The organism is Arthrobacter sp. H20 (assembly GCF_000520515.1).
Taxonomy (GTDB): domain Bacteria; phylum Actinomycetota; class Actinomycetes; order Actinomycetales; family Micrococcaceae; genus Arthrobacter_D.
Genome location: NZ_KI914759.1, coordinates 1 through 15,815, shown reverse-complemented (window position 1 = coordinate 15,815; position 15,815 = coordinate 1). Strand labels below are relative to the sequence as shown.

The 15,815-nt window shown below is 60.4% G+C and carries 25 protein-coding genes; all 25 read left to right on the top strand.

From position 1 onward, the window contains the following. The first annotated feature begins 70 nt into the window (after positions 1-70). Positions 71-1,261, top strand: coding sequence for an elongation factor Tu (gene tuf, locus Y703_RS0116135; RefSeq protein WP_026553535.1), 1,191 nt, complete (start codon positions 71-73; stop codon positions 1,259-1,261). A gap of 255 nt (positions 1,262-1,516) precedes the next feature. Next, positions 1,517-2,458, top strand: a complete 942-nt coding sequence (locus Y703_RS20440) for a PDDEXK family nuclease (protein WP_155849573.1) — start codon at positions 1,517-1,519, stop codon at positions 2,456-2,458. Between the two features lie 468 nt (positions 2,459-2,926). After that, the gene (gene rpsJ, locus Y703_RS0116125; protein ID WP_003803825.1) at positions 2,927-3,235 is read left to right on the top strand and encodes a 30S ribosomal protein S10; all 309 of its coding nucleotides are present in this window, start codon (positions 2,927-2,929) and stop codon (positions 3,233-3,235) included. A gap of 16 nt (positions 3,236-3,251) precedes the next feature. Continuing rightward, positions 3,252-3,908, top strand: a complete 657-nt coding sequence (gene rplC, locus Y703_RS0116120) for a 50S ribosomal protein L3 (RefSeq protein WP_026553534.1) — start codon at positions 3,252-3,254, stop codon at positions 3,906-3,908. A 4-nt stretch (positions 3,909-3,912) separates the two neighbouring features. Beyond that, positions 3,913-4,560, top strand: coding sequence for a 50S ribosomal protein L4 (rplD, locus tag Y703_RS0116115; RefSeq protein ID WP_026553533.1), 648 nt, complete (start codon positions 3,913-3,915; stop codon positions 4,558-4,560). Then, on the top strand, positions 4,557-4,862 hold the full coding sequence (gene rplW, locus Y703_RS0116110; RefSeq protein ID WP_019481495.1) for a 50S ribosomal protein L23: 306 nt from the start codon (positions 4,557-4,559) through the stop codon (positions 4,860-4,862). The genes rplD and rplW overlap by 4 nt, the downstream gene beginning before the upstream one ends. A gap of 31 nt (positions 4,863-4,893) precedes the next feature. Beyond that, the gene (rplB, locus tag Y703_RS0116105) at positions 4,894-5,733 is read left to right on the top strand and encodes a 50S ribosomal protein L2 (protein ID WP_026553532.1); all 840 of its coding nucleotides are present in this window, start codon (positions 4,894-4,896) and stop codon (positions 5,731-5,733) included. Between the two features lie 12 nt (positions 5,734-5,745). After that, positions 5,746-6,027: a 30S ribosomal protein S19 gene (gene rpsS / locus Y703_RS0116100; RefSeq protein ID WP_026553531.1), complete on the top strand. Its 282-nt coding sequence runs from the start codon at positions 5,746-5,748 to the stop codon at positions 6,025-6,027. A 39-nt stretch (positions 6,028-6,066) separates the two neighbouring features. Then, positions 6,067-6,432 (top strand): 50S ribosomal protein L22, encoded by a 366-nt coding sequence (gene rplV / locus Y703_RS0116095; protein WP_026553530.1) that lies wholly within the window; start codon positions 6,067-6,069, stop codon positions 6,430-6,432. Continuing rightward, on the top strand, positions 6,432-7,289 hold the full coding sequence (gene rpsC / locus Y703_RS0116090; RefSeq protein WP_026553529.1) for a 30S ribosomal protein S3: 858 nt from the start codon (positions 6,432-6,434) through the stop codon (positions 7,287-7,289). Before rplV ends, rpsC begins: the two co-directional genes overlap by 1 nt. Next, positions 7,290-7,706 carry a 50S ribosomal protein L16 gene (rplP, locus tag Y703_RS0116085; RefSeq protein WP_019481500.1) on the top strand — a complete coding sequence of 139 codons (417 nt, stop codon included), beginning with the start codon at positions 7,290-7,292 and terminating at the stop codon, positions 7,704-7,706. A 2-nt stretch (positions 7,707-7,708) separates the two neighbouring features. Further along, positions 7,709-8,071 carry a 50S ribosomal protein L29 gene (gene rpmC / locus Y703_RS0116080; protein WP_026553528.1) on the top strand — a complete coding sequence of 121 codons (363 nt, stop codon included), beginning with the start codon at positions 7,709-7,711 and terminating at the stop codon, positions 8,069-8,071. Beyond that, a complete protein-coding gene (rpsQ, locus tag Y703_RS0116075) occupies positions 8,068-8,361 on the top strand; it encodes a 30S ribosomal protein S17 (RefSeq protein ID WP_026553527.1) in 294 nt (97 codons plus the stop codon). The genes rpmC and rpsQ overlap by 4 nt, the downstream gene beginning before the upstream one ends. Before the next feature lie 287 nt (positions 8,362-8,648). Then, complete coding sequence (gene rplN / locus Y703_RS0116070) at positions 8,649-9,017, top strand: 50S ribosomal protein L14 (RefSeq protein ID WP_019481503.1); 369 nt, start codon at positions 8,649-8,651, stop codon at positions 9,015-9,017. 3 nt (positions 9,018-9,020) lie between these two features. Next, entirely contained in the window at positions 9,021-9,401 is a 381-nt protein-coding gene (gene rplX, locus Y703_RS0116065) for a 50S ribosomal protein L24 (protein WP_026553526.1), read from the top strand. Beyond that, positions 9,401-9,976 (top strand): 50S ribosomal protein L5, encoded by a 576-nt coding sequence (gene rplE / locus Y703_RS0116060; RefSeq protein ID WP_019481505.1) that lies wholly within the window; start codon positions 9,401-9,403, stop codon positions 9,974-9,976. Before rplX ends, rplE begins: the two co-directional genes overlap by 1 nt. Before the next feature lie 99 nt (positions 9,977-10,075). Beyond that, complete coding sequence (gene rpsH / locus Y703_RS0116055) at positions 10,076-10,474, top strand: 30S ribosomal protein S8 (protein ID WP_019481506.1); 399 nt, start codon at positions 10,076-10,078, stop codon at positions 10,472-10,474. A 24-nt stretch (positions 10,475-10,498) separates the two neighbouring features. After that, a complete protein-coding gene (rplF, locus tag Y703_RS0116050; RefSeq protein ID WP_026553525.1) occupies positions 10,499-11,035 on the top strand; it encodes a 50S ribosomal protein L6 in 537 nt (178 codons plus the stop codon). A 2-nt stretch (positions 11,036-11,037) separates the two neighbouring features. Then, complete coding sequence (gene rplR, locus Y703_RS0116045) at positions 11,038-11,421, top strand: 50S ribosomal protein L18 (protein ID WP_026553524.1); 384 nt, start codon at positions 11,038-11,040, stop codon at positions 11,419-11,421. Positions 11,422-11,450: 29 nt separating this feature from the next. After that, entirely contained in the window at positions 11,451-12,167 is a 717-nt protein-coding gene (gene rpsE, locus Y703_RS0116040; RefSeq protein WP_155849572.1) for a 30S ribosomal protein S5, read from the top strand. After that, the gene (gene rpmD, locus Y703_RS0116035) at positions 12,167-12,379 is read left to right on the top strand and encodes a 50S ribosomal protein L30 (protein ID WP_026553522.1); all 213 of its coding nucleotides are present in this window, start codon (positions 12,167-12,169) and stop codon (positions 12,377-12,379) included. The genes rpsE and rpmD overlap by 1 nt, the downstream gene beginning before the upstream one ends. Next, positions 12,379-12,870, top strand: a complete 492-nt coding sequence (gene rplO / locus Y703_RS0116030) for a 50S ribosomal protein L15 (protein WP_035765654.1) — start codon at positions 12,379-12,381, stop codon at positions 12,868-12,870. The genes rpmD and rplO overlap by 1 nt, the downstream gene beginning before the upstream one ends. 194 nt (positions 12,871-13,064) lie before the next feature. Beyond that, positions 13,065-14,378, top strand: a complete 1,314-nt coding sequence (gene secY, locus Y703_RS0116025; protein ID WP_026553520.1) for a preprotein translocase subunit SecY — start codon at positions 13,065-13,067, stop codon at positions 14,376-14,378. Next, entirely contained in the window at positions 14,375-14,947 is a 573-nt protein-coding gene (locus tag Y703_RS0116020; RefSeq protein ID WP_026553519.1) for an adenylate kinase, read from the top strand. The genes secY and Y703_RS0116020 overlap by 4 nt, the downstream gene beginning before the upstream one ends. Before the next feature lie 7 nt (positions 14,948-14,954). Further along, on the top strand, positions 14,955-15,779 hold the full coding sequence (gene map / locus Y703_RS0116015) for a type I methionyl aminopeptidase (RefSeq protein ID WP_026553518.1): 825 nt from the start codon (positions 14,955-14,957) through the stop codon (positions 15,777-15,779). Positions 15,780-15,815 lie beyond the last annotated feature (36 nt).

Sequence of the window (15,815 nt, the reverse complement as noted above, 5' to 3'; positions counted from 1 at the left end):
TTGCAACAGTTTCAGCCGCGAACAGCGCGGCTGGGAAGCAGATCTTCTCAAAACGTTCTAGGAGGAACCCGTGGCGAAGGCAAAGTTCGAGCGGACTAAGCCGCACGTTAACATCGGAACCATCGGTCACGTTGACCATGGAAAGACGACGTTGACGGCTGCCATTTCCAAGGTGCTGTACGACAAGTACCCCAATCTCAACGAGGCACGCGACTTCGCGTCCATCGACTCGGCCCCCGAGGAGAAGCAGCGCGGCATCACCATCAACATCTCGCATGTTGAGTACCAGACCGAGAAGCGCCACTACGCACACGTAGACGCTCCCGGCCACGCTGACTACATCAAGAACATGATCACCGGTGCGGCTCAGATGGACGGAGCAATCCTCGTGGTTGCTGCGACCGACGGCCCGATGGCTCAGACCCGTGAGCACGTTCTGCTTGCCCGCCAGGTTGGTGTTCCCTACCTGCTGGTAGCGCTGAACAAGTCCGATATGGTCGACGACGAAGAGCTGCTTGACCTCGTCGAGATGGAGGTCCGCGAGCTCCTCAGCGCGCAGGGCTTCGATGGCGACGAGGCACCAGTTGTACGCGTCTCCGGCCTGAAGGCACTTGAAGGCGACGCCGAGTGGGTCAAGTCCGTCGAGGACCTGATGGATGCAGTCGACAACAGCGTCCCGGACCCAGTCCGCGACAAGGACAAGCCGTTCCTGATGCCAGTTGAAGACGTCTTCACCATCACCGGCCGTGGCACGGTTGTAACCGGCCGCGCCGAGCGTGGAACCCTGAAGATCAACTCGGAAATCGAAATTGTCGGTATCCGTCCGATCCAGAAGACCACGGTGACCGGTATCGAGATGTTCCACAAGCAGCTCGACGAAGCATGGGCAGGCGAGAACTGTGGTCTCCTGCTCCGCGGAATCAAGCGCGAAGATGTTGAGCGTGGACAGGTTATCGTCAAGCCGGGTTCAATCACCCCGCACACCGACTTCGAGGCCAACGTCTACATCCTCGCAAAGGATGAGGGCGGGCGTCACAACCCGTTCTACTCCAACTACCGCCCGCAGTTCTACTTCCGGACAACTGACGTGACCGGTGTCATTACTCTCCCAGAGGGAACTGAAATGGTTATGCCTGGCGATAACACTGAGATGACCGTCGCGCTCATCCAGCCAATCGCTATGGAAGAAGGCCTCGGCTTCGCTATCCGCGAGGGTGGACGCACCGTAGGCTCAGGACGCGTTACCAAGATCATCAAGTAACTCTTCACGAGTTCACTGGGAAGGGCCCTGCTGCAACTGCAGTGGGGCCCTTCTTTGTGTCCTGGGGCTTCACCTGCTGGCTAGCGCGCCCGAAACCGGCTCACGCCCCTGAATCCGGCTGGCGCCCCTGAAATGGCTGCGGCGCTTGACGGTTCTGAGGGCGCTGACGTTGCGCCGGCGTTCGTTCGAGTGAACACTGTCCACAAAACGACTACCTCGACCCCAGGCCGGTCACCAGCACGGCAGACTCGAGCCATGAGTAGAATTCTAGACCTGCGCAACCAACTGAGAACATCGGCGGAGCTGGCTATTCAGAGGGTGGACGCCACCCAACTGCAGCGTCAATGCAGGACGGGCACTCTGGTTCGGGTGCGGCACGGCATTTACATTGGGGATGCGGTGTGGAAGGAACTGGACCGATGGGACAGATATCGGGTCCGAGTCCTCGCGGTGAACCTCAGCGCCCGGCGGCCGCCGCTGTTCTCGCATGAGAGCGCCGCCCTCATTCATTCAGTTCCGATTCTCGGTGTTCCGCTGGTTGTGCACACCCAGCAGGAGAATGGGCGATCGAGCAGGTCCAGGAAAGACATCCGCCGCCACTTCTCCAGCGACTATACGCCAGTCAAGGTGCGGTTGGATGGACTGCGCATCACGTCGCTGGACTACACACTGCTGGCTTTGGCCAGTGAGTCCAGCTTCGCCAGCGCCGTCGTCGCCCTTGACGATTCTCTGCGGCGGGCCAGGACTGACCAAGTCCAGATGCGGATCGTCGCACAAGGCCTTCAAGCGGCGGCGGCGAGGAGGAGGATGAACAGTGTGCTGGACTTCAGCGATCCGGCATCGGGGTCTCCCGGTGAATCAGCCAGCCGAGCGTACATGGCGCTTTTCGGGATCCGCCCGCCGGAGCTTCAGGAGTCGTTCAGCGATGCTCAGGGCTTCATCGCCCGCACTGACTTCTATTGGCGAGACCGGGGGCTGATTGGCGAACTCGACGGCCTGGTGAAGTACCAGAAGCCCGAGTACATGGGTGGTCGTAGCGCCAGCCAGGTGGTGATCGATGAGAAGATCCGCGAGGACAGGCTGCGGGCGCTTGGCTTCACTGTGGTGCGATGGCTTTGGGAGGACATCAACAAACCGCAGCGACTGCTCTCGCTGCTGGTGTCCAAGGGTCTCACTGCTGGCAGACCGCTCCACTGAGCGCCGTAGGATCCGGCAACTGCTGCTGAAACCAGTGAGCGCGCCAGAAATATGTGGGGCGCTGGCCGGATCTGGGAGCGTTCGCCGGATCTCGAGGCGTGTCGCTGCCCGAATTGGCCTTATGGCCTGATATCTGGCAAACTGGACAAGTTGTTCAAGCGCTTGTGCGCGCGGTTTGAGATATCGTCCCGATCAGGATAATGCCTGGTGCAGGGTCGGTGTTCGCCGGGCGGTTAGCCCAAATATAACCACCCCGATTCAGCTCGGCTGGAAACGTGGATGCAAACCGCAGGATGAGTTTGCAGGAAATCCGCGACACGCCCGAGCGCGGGGGTCGGTCCCTCAACAGGGTGAGGAACCCGGAGAACTCCGGATTCAGCCTGTGGGAGGAGCGCCAATGCAACGGGCGCAGCACGTGCAGGAACTGACAGTTATTCAAGAATTCTTGAGAGAGAGAGTCGAGACGCCATGGCGGGACAAAAAATCCGCATCCGGCTGAAGTCGTATGACCACGAGGTCATCGACGTATCAGCACGGAAGATCGTTGAGACGGTGACGCGCGCAGGCGCTACGGTTGTTGGCCCAGTGCCGCTGCCGACGGAGAAGAACGTGTACTGCGTTATCCGCTCACCGCACAAGTACAAGGACAGCCGCGAGCACTTTGAAATGCGTACTCACAAGCGTCTGATCGACATCATTGACCCCACGCCCAAGGCCGTTGATTCGCTGATGCGTCTCGACCTGCCTGCGGACGTGAACATCGAAATCAAGCTGTAAGGGAGAGCGGATCATAATGTCTACTTCACTTACGCGTCAGGTAAAGGGTCTTCTGGGCACCAAGCTCGGAATGACCCAGGTCTGGGACGAAAACAACCTGCTGGTGCCGGTTACTGTCGTCCAGGCTGACTCCAACGTCATTACCCAGCTCCGCTCGGCGGACCAGGACGGCTACACGGCTGTCCAGATCGGCTTTGGCCAGATCGACCCCCGCAAAGTGACCAAGCCGCTGGCCGGTCACTTCGAGAAGGCCGGCGTTACGCCGCGCCGCCACGTAGTAGAGCTGCGTACCTCCGATGCTGACACCTACACGCTGGGTCAGGAGCTCTCTGTCGAGATCTTCGAAGCCGGCCAGCGGGTCGACGTCATCGGCACCACCAAGGGTAAGGGCTTCGCCGGTGTGATGAAGCGTCACGGCTTCCACGGCGTCGGCGCATCCCACGGTGCCCACAAGAACCACCGCAAGCCCGGCTCGATCGGTGGCGCGTCCACCCCAAGCCGCGTCTTCAAGGGTATGAAAATGGCAGGCCGTATGGGTGCCGTTCGTCAGACCACCCTGAATCTCACGGTTCACGGCGTGGATGCCGAGAAGTCGCTGCTGCTGATAAAGGGTGCCGTCCCAGGCGCCCGCGGCCAGGTCGTCCTCGTACGCACCGCCGTGAAGGGAGCATAGCCAGATGGCTGTCAACACTGTAAAGGTCGATCTCCCCGCAGAGATCTTCGGCACGCAGACCAACGTGCCCTTGCTGCACCAGGTCGTCGTGGCTCAGCTCGCCGCTGCCCGTCAGGGTACGCACAAGACGAAGACTCGCGCAGAGGTATCCGGCGCAGGCCGCAAGCCGTTCAAGCAGAAGGGAACAGGTCGTGCCCGTCAGGGTTCGATCCGCGCACCTCACATGACCGGTGGCGGCGTCGTGCACGGACCCACCCCACGCGACTACAGCCAGCGCACCCCCAAGAAGATGAAGGCTGCCGCCCTGCGCGGTGCCCTGTCTGACCGGGCACGCAACGGCCGTATCCACGTACTCGAGTCCCTGGTGTCCGGCGACAAGCCGTCCACCAAGGGTGCGATCGATGCGCTCCGCAGCATCTCGGAGCGTCCAAACCTGCTCGTAGTCATTGAGCGCGCCAACGATCTCACGGCTCTGTCCGTGCGAAACGTCCCGGAAGTACACGTCCTGTATGTTGACCAGCTCAACACCTATGACGTGCTCGTTTCTGACGACGTGATCTTCACGAAGGCCGCTTACGACACGTTTGTCGGCTCAGCTGACACGACCGTAGATGCTGACGAGAGCACAACAGCTACGGAGGACGCCAAGTGAGCGCGACCATCTCCAAAGATCCCCGCGACGTCGTCCTTGCGCCGGTCGTTTCGGAAAAGAGCTATGGCCTGATCGACGAAGGTAAGTACACCTTCCTGGTTGATCCTCGCTCGAACAAGACAGAGATCAAGTTGGCCGTGGAGAAGATTTTCTCCGTCAAGGTCGATTCGATCAACACACTCAATCGTTCGGGTAAGCGCAAGCGCACCCGCTTCGGCTGGGGTCAGCGTAAGGGCACCAAGCGTGCCATCGTGACCCTCAAAGAAGGAACGATCGACATCTTCGGCGGTCCGCTCGGTTAGGGCGGAGACCACTTTAACGAGGAAATGACACATGGCTATTCGTAAATACAAGCCAACAACGCCCGGCCGTCGCGGCTCAAGCGTTGCTGACTTTGCAGAAATCACTCGGTCCACGCCGGAGAAATCCCTGGTGCGCCCGCTCCCCAAAAAGGGTGGTCGAAACAACACCGGTAAGATCACTACCCGTCACAAGGGTGGTGGCCACAAGCGCCAGTACCGCCTGATTGACTTCCGTCGTCACGACAAGGACGGCGTCGATGCCCGTGTTGCTGAGATCGAATACGATCCCAACCGCACAGCACGCATCGCGTTGCTCCACTACGTCGATGGCACCAAGCGCTACATCGTTGCACCTAACCGCCTGAAGCAGGGCGACATGGTGGAAGCCGGTGCGGGCGCTGACATCAAGCCAGGCAATAACCTGCCACTGCGCAACATCCCGGTTGGTACCGTGATCCACGCCGTGGAACTGCGCCCAGGCGGCGGGGCCAAGATGGCCCGTTCAGCCGGTGCATCAGTCCAGCTGGTTGCCAAAGAGGGCCGCTTCGCGCAGCTCCGCCTCCCCTCCGGTGAAATCCGCAACGTGGATGTTCGCTGCCGGGCCACCATCGGTGAAGTTGGAAACGCAGAACAGTCCAACATCAACTGGGGCAAGGCCGGCCGTATGCGCTGGAAGGGCGTCCGCCCAACCGTTCGTGGCGTTGCCATGAACCCGGTTGACCACCCACACGGTGGTGGTGAAGGTAAAACCTCTGGTGGCCGTCACCCGGTGAACCCGAACGGTAAGGCCGAAGGCCGTACCCGCCGCAAAAACAAAGAGAGCGACTCACTGATCGTGCGTCGCCGTCGTTCCGGCAAGAACAAGCGATAGGAGCCTGGAGACATGCCACGCAGCCTGAAGAAAGGCCCCTTCGTCGATCAGCACCTTTTTGTGAAGGTAGCTCGTGAAAACGACTTGGGCACCAAAAACGTCATCAAGACGTGGTCCCGCCGCTCAATGATCATCCCCGACATGCTGGGGCACACGATCGCCGTGCACGACGGGCGCAAGCACATCCCGGTGTTTGTCACAGAGTCAATGGTCGGGCACAAGCTCGGCGAATTCGCTGCGACGCGGACCTTCCGCGGCCATGTAAAGGACGACCGCAAGGGCAAGCGCCGCTAGGCGCTGCTCGAAGCGGCAGAAGACGAGAGAAGGAAAGCAATGGAAGCCAAGGCAGTTGCGCGTTTTTCGCGTGTCACGCCTATGAAGGCCCGGCGCGTCGTCAACCTGGTTCGTGGCAAGCAGACGAATGAGGCTCTGGCAATACTGAAGTTCGCCCCACAGGCAGCTTCAGAGCCGGTATTCAAGGTAGTACAGTCGGCCGTCGCCAACGCCCGGGTCCTCGCGGACCGGGACGGCGTCGCATTCGACGAAGATAACCTGTTCATCAGCGAGGCATTTGTTGATGAGGGCCCCACGATGAAGCGGTTCCGGCCGCGCGCCCAGGGCCGTGCATTCCGCATTTTGAAGCGGACTAGCCACATCACAGTTGTAGTAGCCACCCCTGAGAAAGCGCAGGTCCGCTAGTGGGACAGAAAGTAAACCCGCATGGGTTCAGGCTCGGTATCACCACGGACCACCGTTCGCACTGGTTCGCCGACAGCAACAAGCCCGGTCAGCGGTACAAGGACTATGTCCGCGAGGACATCAAGATCCGTCAGCTCATGGCGACGGGCATGGACCGCGCCGGCATCGCCAAGGTAGAGATCGAGCGCACCCGTGACCGTGTCCGTGTGGATATCCACACCGCACGCCCCGGTATTGTTATCGGCCGCCGCGGCGCTGAGGCAGACCGTATTCGCGGCGAGCTGGAGAAGCTCACCGGCAAGCAGGTTCAGCTGAACATTCTCGAGGTCAAGAACCCCGAGATGGAAGCTCAGCTTGTTGCCCAGGGCGTTGCTGAGCAGCTCTCCTCACGCGTGGCATTCCGCCGTGCGATGAAGAAGGCCATGCAGTCTGCGCAGCGCGCTGGAGCCAAGGGCATTCGTGTCCAGTGCTCCGGTCGTCTGGGTGGTGCTGAAATGAGCCGTTCGGAGTTCTACCGCGAAGGCCGTGTGCCCCTGCACACCCTCCGCGCGAACATCGACTACGGTTTCTTCGAAGCCAAGACCACCTTCGGCCGCATTGGCGTGAAGGTCTGGATCTACAAGGGCGACATCACCGCCAAGGAGCTTGCGGCCCAGGCCGCAGCTGCACCGTCCCGTGGACGCGGCGGCGGAAGCGACCGGCCGAGCCGTGGCCCAGCCGGAGCCGACCGTGGCGGTGACCGCGGTGCAGACCGTCGTCGTCGTAACCCGGCAGGTTCCGCTCCCGCCGAGGCGCAGGCAACTGCCGCACCGGCTGAAGCTGCAGCTCCCGCAGCAGCGGAAGGAGGACAGGCTTAAATGCTTATCCCACGTCGAGTCAAGTTCCGTAAGCAGCACCACCCGGGTCGTTCCGGCGCTGCAACCGGTGGCACTGAAGTCAGCTTCGGTGAGTGGGGGATCCAGGCTCTGAGCCCGGCTTACGTCACCAACCGTCAGATCGAAGCTGCACGTATTGCCATGACCCGCCACATCAAGCGTGGCGGCAAGGTCTGGATCAACATTTATCCTGACCGCCCACTGACCAAGAAGCCAGCCGAAACCCGCATGGGTTCCGGTAAGGGTTCACCAGAATGGTGGGTATCCAACGTCAAGCCGGGTCGGGTTCTTTTCGAACTCTCCGGTGTATCAGAAGAGGTAGCCCGCGAAGCATTGCGCCTAGCAATCCACAAGCTGCCGTTGAAGGCACGCATTGTGCGTCGTGAGGGTGGTGAATAGACATGGCTATAGGTTCAAAGGAATTGACTTCCGAGCAGCTGGATGGCTTCGATCGTGATCGCTTGGTCGAGGAGCTCCGCAAGGGCAAGGAAGAGTTGTTCAACCTTCGCTTCCAGTCCGCTACAGGTCAGTTGGAAAATCACGGGCGGCTGCGCTCAGTGAAGCGCGATATCGCACGCCTATACACGGTGATGCGTGAGCGTGAGCTCGGCATTCGGCCTGACTTTGTTGCTCCCGTTGAGGAAGCAAAGCCTGAAAAGGCCAAGAAGTCCAAGAAGGCCTCCACCAAAGACGCCCCGGATGCGGGCACGCCTGATGCAGGCACACCTGCAGGCACCGAGGCTTCTAAGGAGGACGCCAAGTGAGTGAACAGAACAGTGAAGCAACGACGTCGGATGATCGTGCCCGCGGCTACCGTAAGACCCGTCGTGGCTACGTAGTCTCGGACAAGATGGAGAAGACCATCACGGTCCAGGTTGAAGACCGGGTGAAGCACGCGCTGTACGGCAAGGTTCTTCGCCGGAGCACCAAGGTTAAGGTCCACGACGAAGAGAACACCGCTGGCATCGGCGATCACGTTCTCATCAGTGAGACCCGCCCGGTGTCCGCTACCAAGCGGTGGCGTCTGGTCGAGGTAATCGAGCGCGCCAAGTAGTCTCCCGCAAGGGAACCAGCAGTATACGACTGGGCCCCGGACGTGATATCGCAGTAGCGATTTCGCGTCCGGGGCGCTTTCGCGATAAGATGAAAATCTTGTCTGTCCGGTGGGTTAGAGGTATGAGCTTTCACACCGGCGATTGAGACAAAAGCCCGATAATCTTGTTCAGCATTTTGCGTTGGCGTTTCCGCGCCCGCGCAGGCTGAGGACCAGTATTACGGGGTCAACCCATATCCGTTCCGCAAGGCTCGTAGAGAGAACCAGCGCGACGACAGGAGTAATAAGTGATTCAGCAGGAGTCGCGGCTTAAGGTCGCCGACAACACGGGTGCCAAGGAAATCTTGACTATCCGCGTTCTCGGTGGATCTGGACGCCGCTACGCAGGCATCGGTGACGTGATCGTCGCCACCGTCAAGGATGCAATTCCCGGCGGCAACGTAAAGAAGGGCGACGTCGTCAAGGCGGTTATCGTCCGCACCAAGAAGGAACGCCGCCGCGCGGATGGTTCCTACATCAAGTTTGACGAGAACGCTGCGGTGATCTTGAAGACAGACGGCGACCCACGCGGTACGCGTATCTTCGGTCCCGTTGGTCGCGAACTCCGCGACAAGCGCTTCATGAAGATCATCTCGCTAGCGCCGGAGGTGCTCTAACCCATGGGAGCGAACAAGACAGTGAAGTTCAAGATCAAGAAGGGTGACCTGGTTCAGGTCATCAGCGGAGCCAAGCAGGAACGTGGCGGAGACCGCGGCAAGCAGGGCAAGGTCCTTAGGATATTCCGGGAAAACAACCGGGTCCTCGTCGAGGGAATCAACCGCGTCACCCGCCACACCAAGGTTGGCCAGTCGCAGCGCGGCTCCAAGACCGGCGGTATCGAGGTCATTGAAGCCCCCATCCATATCAGCAACGTTGCAGTGGTTGACCCCGAGACCAACAAGCCGACCCGCGTCGGTTACCGCATCGATACCGTCGAAAAAGACGGTAAAGAGCGTACGGTCCGGATCCGCGTCGCCAAGGCATCAGGGAAGGATCTCTAATGACTACCGAAGCCGTAGAGACAAAGATCTCCCCGCGCCTGAAGACGCGCTACGCCGCTGAAATCAAGTCAGGACTGCAGGAAGAATTCGGTTACACCAACGTCAACCAGGTTCCACGCCTTGTGAAGGTGGTTGTGAACATGGGTGTTGGAGATGCCGCCAAGGACTCCAAGCTCATTGACGGTGCCGTCCGGGACATGACTCAGATCACCGGTCAGAAGCCCCAGGTCACCAAGGCACGCAAGTCGATCGCACAGTTCAAGCTGCGCGAAGGCATGCCCATCGGCTGCCACGCAACGCTTCGTGGCGACCGTATGTGGGAATTTGTTGACCGCCTGGTATCGCTGGCGCTGCCCCGTATCCGTGACTTTCGCGGCCTCAGCGGCCGCCAGTTCGACGGCAACGGCAACTACACCTTCGGACTCACCGAACAGTCAATGTTCCACGAGATCGACCAGGACAAGATCGACCGCGTACGTGGCATGGACATCACAGTTGTCACCACCGCAAAGACCGACGACGAAGGCCGTGCACTGCTCAAAGCGCTCGGCTTCCCGTTCAAATCCGAAGATTAATCTAACTACGTTCCAGGTCCGCACCGGGCAGGGTAGGACGCAAGTCCACGACCCTAGACCGGGCCCCGGAAACCGTTACGAGGAAGGGCAAGAGCCCACATGACAATGACAGATCCTGTGGCAGACATGCTGACACGTCTGCGCAATGCAAACTCCGCATACCACGACACCGTGAGCATGCCATATAGCAAGCTCAAAGCTCGCGTCGCCGACATCCTGAAGGCTGAAGGCTATATCGCGGGCTGGAAGGAAGAGGAAGCGGAGGTTGGCAAGAAGCTGACCATCGACCTCAAGTTCGGCCCTGAGCGCCAGCGTTCAATCGCCGGCATCCGCCGCATCTCCAAGCCGGGGCTGCGCGTCTACGCGAAGTCGACCAACCTGCCCCACGTGCTGGGCGGACTTGGCATCGCAATCCTGTCCACGTCCTCCGGACTGCTGACAGACCGTCAGGCATCCAAGAAGGGTGTGGGTGGGGAAGTCCTCGCCTACGTCTGGTAGCCGGAACAGAGAAGGAGTAAACACATGTCACGTATTGGACGTCTCCCCATCTCCGTTCCCGCGGGTGTTGAGGTAAAAATCACCGGAAACCTGGTGTCCGTCAAGGGAGCCAAGGGCGAGCTGAGCCACACAGTGCCCAGCCCGATCCTGGTTGAACTCGACGAGACCACGCTGTCCGTCACCAGGCCGAACGACGAGCGCGAGTCGCGTTCCCTCCACGGCCTGACACGCACGCTGATCTCCAACATGATCACCGGTGTCACCGACGGATACAAGAAGAACCTCGAGATTGTCGGCACCGGTTACCGCGTGCAGGCAAAGGGTTCCGATCTGGAGTTCGCACTGGGCTTCAGCCACCCGGTAGCCGTCAAGGCGCCGGAGGGCATCACATTGACCGTTGAGGGACCTACCAAGGTTTCCGTCTCCGGCATCAGCAAGCAGCAGGTCGGCGAAGTCGCCGCAAACATCCGCAAGTTGCGGAGGCCGGACCCCTACAAGGGCAAGGGCGTGCGCTACGCAGGCGAAGTTGTTCGCCGTAAAGTCGGAAAGTCTGGTAAATAATCATGGCTATCAGCATTAATAAGAAGCGAAGCTCCAAGAGCAAGTCCGCACAGCGCGGTCGCCGCCATCTCCGTGTGCGTAAGCGCATCACCGGAACCGCGGTCCGTCCGCGTCTGGTAGTCAACCGGTCTGCACGCCACGTGTTCGTTCAGGTTGTCGACGACGGACTAGGTGTCACTGTTGCTTCGGCATCCACCCTCGAAGCCGATCTTCGCGCATTCGACGGTGATAAGACCGCCAAGGCCAAGCGCGTGGGCACCCTCGTCGCAGAGCGTGCCAAAGCCGCTGGAATCGAAGCAGTTGTCTTCGACCGCGGCGGCAACAAGTACCACGGCCGCATCGCCGCCATCGCTGATGGCGCCCGCGAAGGTGGGTTGGCACTGTGACCGAGGAAACCAATGCAAAGGAACCTGAATTGAGTACAGGTACTGAACAGCCTGCTGCTGCAGCTCCGGCTACAGAGGCACCCGCAACGGCAGTAGCCGACGACCGCAAGGGCGGTGCCCGTGGAGAACGCGGTGGCCGCAACAGCGGCGCCGGTGGCCGTGACGGCGGTCGTGGCGGTCGCGATGGTGGCCGTGGTGGCCGCGATGGTGGCCGTGGCGACGACAAAGAGAAGTTTGTTGAGCGCGTCGTAGCCATCAACCGCGTATCGAAGGTAGTCAAGGGTGGGCGTCGCTTCAGCTTCACCGCCCTGGTTGTCGTCGGTGACGGTAACGGCATGGTCGGCGTCGGTTACGGCAAGGCCAAGGAAGTTCCGTCAGCTATCGCCAAGGGCGTTGAAGAGGCCAAGAAGACCTTCTTCAAGGTCCCACGCATCGGTGGCACGGTTCCTCACCTGGTTCAGGGTGAAGCGGCAGCAGGCGTCGTCCTGCTCCGCCCAGCCTCCCCAGGTACCGGTGTTATCGCCGGTGGTCCGGTGCGTGCTGTGCTGGAATGCGTCGGTATTCACGACGTGCTGTCCAAATCACTCGGTTCTTCGAACGCCATCAACATTGTTCACGCAACTGTTGACGCGCTGAAGCGACTGGAAGAGCCTCAGGCAGTAGCCGCCCGTCGTGGGTTGCCCCTGGACCAGGTTGCTTCCTCGTCGATGCTGCGCGCAATGCAGGAACAAAAGGCAGGTGCGTAATGGCGACTCCCAAGCGCGTGTTAGTAAGCTCAGCGAAGCTTGAAATCACCCAAATCAAGTCCGCCATTGGCGGCAAGCAGAACCAGCGCGACACGCTGCGGTCTCTCGGCCTCAAGCGGATAGGACACACAGTTGTCCGCACCGCCGACGCCGTCACCGTTGGCATGGTCAACACGGTTCCGCACCTCGTGAAGGTTGAGGAGGCCAACTAATGGCAGAGAAAAAAGTGGCGACAGCCACAGAACCGGGCACTGAGCGCGTTCACGCGCTCAAGGTCCACCACCTGCGTCCCGCCCCCGGAGCTAAGACCGCCAAGACCCGTGTGGGCCGTGGCGAAGGCTCCAAGGGTAAGACCGCCGGACGCGGCATGAAGGGAACCAAGGCCCGTTACCAGGTCAAGGCAGGCTTCGCAGGCGGACAGCTTCCCCTGCACATGCGCCTACCTAAACTGCGCGGCTTCAAGAACCCTTTCCGGGTCGAGTTCCAGGTAGTCAACCTGGACAAGATCTCGGAACTCTACCCGAACGGTGGCGAGGTATCGGTCGAGAGCCTGGTAGCCAACGGCGCGGTTCGCAAGAACCAGCCTGTGAAGGTACTGGGGACCGGCGATATCACCGTCAAGGTCGATGTCACAGTCCACGCCTACTCGGCCAGCGCTGCAGAGAAGATCGCTGCAGCCGGCGGTTCGGTTACCGGACTCTAGGCAGAGCCGCTGTGATCTACCCGATCTAGCAACTAGACTCTTGGTGGGCCGGAACATTCCGGTCCACCAAGAGTTTTTTTATGGCCTAGTAGGCTTACCTAGCCGACCCCGGGTCCGAGACACCGGGTTTCAACCGTTAGACTCGGTTGTTGTGTATCTGTCCGCGATGGACACCAAGACCTTCAGGAGGACGCTTGCTTAGCGCTATTGGCCGGGCTTTCCGGACGCCAGACTTGCGGCGCAAGCTGTTGTTCACGCTGGGAATCATCACCATCTTCCGCCTGGGTGCGTTCATCCCCGCGCCAGGTGTTGACTACGGCAATGTTCAGCAATGTTTGCAGCTCGGCAACACTGAGGGTGGACTCTACGAGTTCGTGAACCTTTTCAGTGGTGGCGCGCTTCTGCAAGTGTCCATCTTCGCGCTGGGCATCATGCCCTACATCACCGCGAGCATCATCACCCAGCTCCTTCGCGTGGTCATCCCGCGGTTCCAGGAACTGCATCAGGAAGGCGCCCAAGGGCAGTCCACGCTGACGCAGTACACTCGCTACCTGACCATTGCATTGGCACTGCTTAACGCAACAACTTTGGTTTCCCTCGCACGATCCGGTGCGTTGCTCGGCGACTGTCCGGTTCCGATCATCCCGGACGACAGCATCATCACCGTCCTGCTGCTGATCCTCACGCTTACCGCGGGTACCGGACTGATCATGTGGATGGGTGAGCTGATCACCGAGCGTGGCGTCGGGAACGGTATGTCGCTGCTCATTTTCACCGCCATCGCGGCTGGCTTCCCCACCTCACTCGGCGAGATCCTCCGCACCCAGGGCTGGACCGTGTTTGTGGCTGTCATCGCCATCGGCCTGGTAGTCGTGGCGCTCGTCATCTTTGTCGAGCAGTCGCAGCGGCGAATCCCCGTGCAGTATGCCAAGCGGATGGTGGGTAGGCGCACCCTCGGCGGCAGCAGCACCTATATCCCGATCAAGGTCAACATGGCCGGCGTCATTCCGGTGATCTTCGCATCCTCCATGCTGTACCTGCCGAGCCTGATCGCTCAGTTCAACACGCCAACGGATGGTCAGACACCGCCACCGGAGTGGGTCAACTTCATCACCACGTACCTTGCGAACGGTGATCACCCGCTCTACATGGCGCTCTACTTCGCCATGATTGTGTTCTTCACCTATTTCTACGTAGCGATCACGTTCAACCCGGACGAGGTTTCTGAGAATATGAAGAAATACGGCGGGTTCATCCCGGGTATCCGGGCTGGCCGCCCCACTGCTGAATACCTGCAGTACGTGCTGTCCCGTATCACCCTTCCGGGCGCCATCTACCTCGGCCTGGTTGCATTGATCCCGTTGATTGCCCTCGTGCTGATCAACGCGAACCAGAACTTCCCCTTCGGCGGCGTTTCAATTCTCATCATGGTGGGCGTTGGACTCGAGACGGTGAAGCAGATCGACGCTCAGCTTCAGCAGCGTCACTACGAAGGGTTGTTGCGATGACACGCATGCTCATAATCGGTCCTCCCGGATCCGGCAAAGGCACGCAGGCCGCGCGGATCTCCGAGCGACTGGGCGTCGTAGCAATCTCCACCGGGGACATCTTCCGGGACAACGTGAAGCGCAAGACCCCTCTGGGGCTGGAAGCCAAGAAGTACATGGACGCCGGGGACTTCGTTCCGGATAGCGTCACGAATTCGATGGTGCGGGATCGGCTCAAGGAGGATGACGTGCGCGAGGGGTTCCTTCTCGACGGGTACCCACGCACCGCGGCTCAGGTCGTTGAGCTCGATGACATCCTTTCGGAAAACAAACTCCCACTCGATGCTGTCCTTCAGTTGACCGCTCCGGACGAGGAGCTGGTCCGCCGGTTGACCGGTCGCGCTGAGCTCGACGGCCGCAGCGATGACAATGACACAGTGATCCGCCACCGGCTCGACCTTTACCACGAGCAGACCGAGGGCGTCGTCTCGCAGTACGAAGGGCGCGGGATAGTCAAACGTGTCGACGGTATCGGAGCCATCGACACGGTCACCGAGCGCGTTGTCAGCGCGCTGAACGGTTCACGGTAGGTCGAGGATGTTCAGCCAGTCAAAGGTCGAGTACAAGAAAGACCAGCAAATCCGCACGATGCGCAAGGCTGGGCTGATTCTCTCTGCGGCTCTGGACGAGGCTGTCGGGGCGGCCAGAGTGGGAGTCACTACCCTCGAGCTCAACTCCGTGTTCGAAGGGGTGCTGAAGGCCTCGGGTGCGACGTCGAACTTCCTGGGTTACCACGGTTTCCCCGCATCGATCTGCGCCTCGGTCAACCACGAGGTGGTGCACGGCATCCCAGGTGATTACGTGCTACAGGATGGGGATATCCTCTCCATCGACGGCGGAGCGATAGTGGACGGCTGGCACTCAGACTCGGCCCGATCAGTAATTGTCGGACAGGCGCGGCCTGAGGACCAACGACTTTCTGACGCCACCGAAACAGCCATGTGGCACGGCATCGCAGCACTGTCAGGCGGACGCCATGTCGGCGACGTCGGCAATGCGATCGATGATTACGTATCAGGCCTTGAAGGCTCGCCACTTGGCATCCTGCAGGATTATGTTGGACATGGGATTGGGACTCAGATGCATCAACCCCCTGACGTCCTCAACTACAGGAGCGGGCACCGCGGCCCCAAGATACGATCAGGGCTCTGCCTGGCGATCGAGCCCATGCTGGTGCTGGGCGATCTTGAGACCACCCTGCTCGACGACGACTGGACGGTGGTCACCACCGATGGCAAACGCTCCTGTCAATGGGAGCACACAGTAGCGGTGCACCCCGGCGGTATCTGGGTCCTCAGTGCCGAAGACGGGGGAGCATCCAGGCTGGAACCCCTCGGTGTCACTCCCGTGCCCCTTCCCTAAGGTCCGTCTGGGTTCCCTAAGGTCCGTCTGGGTTCC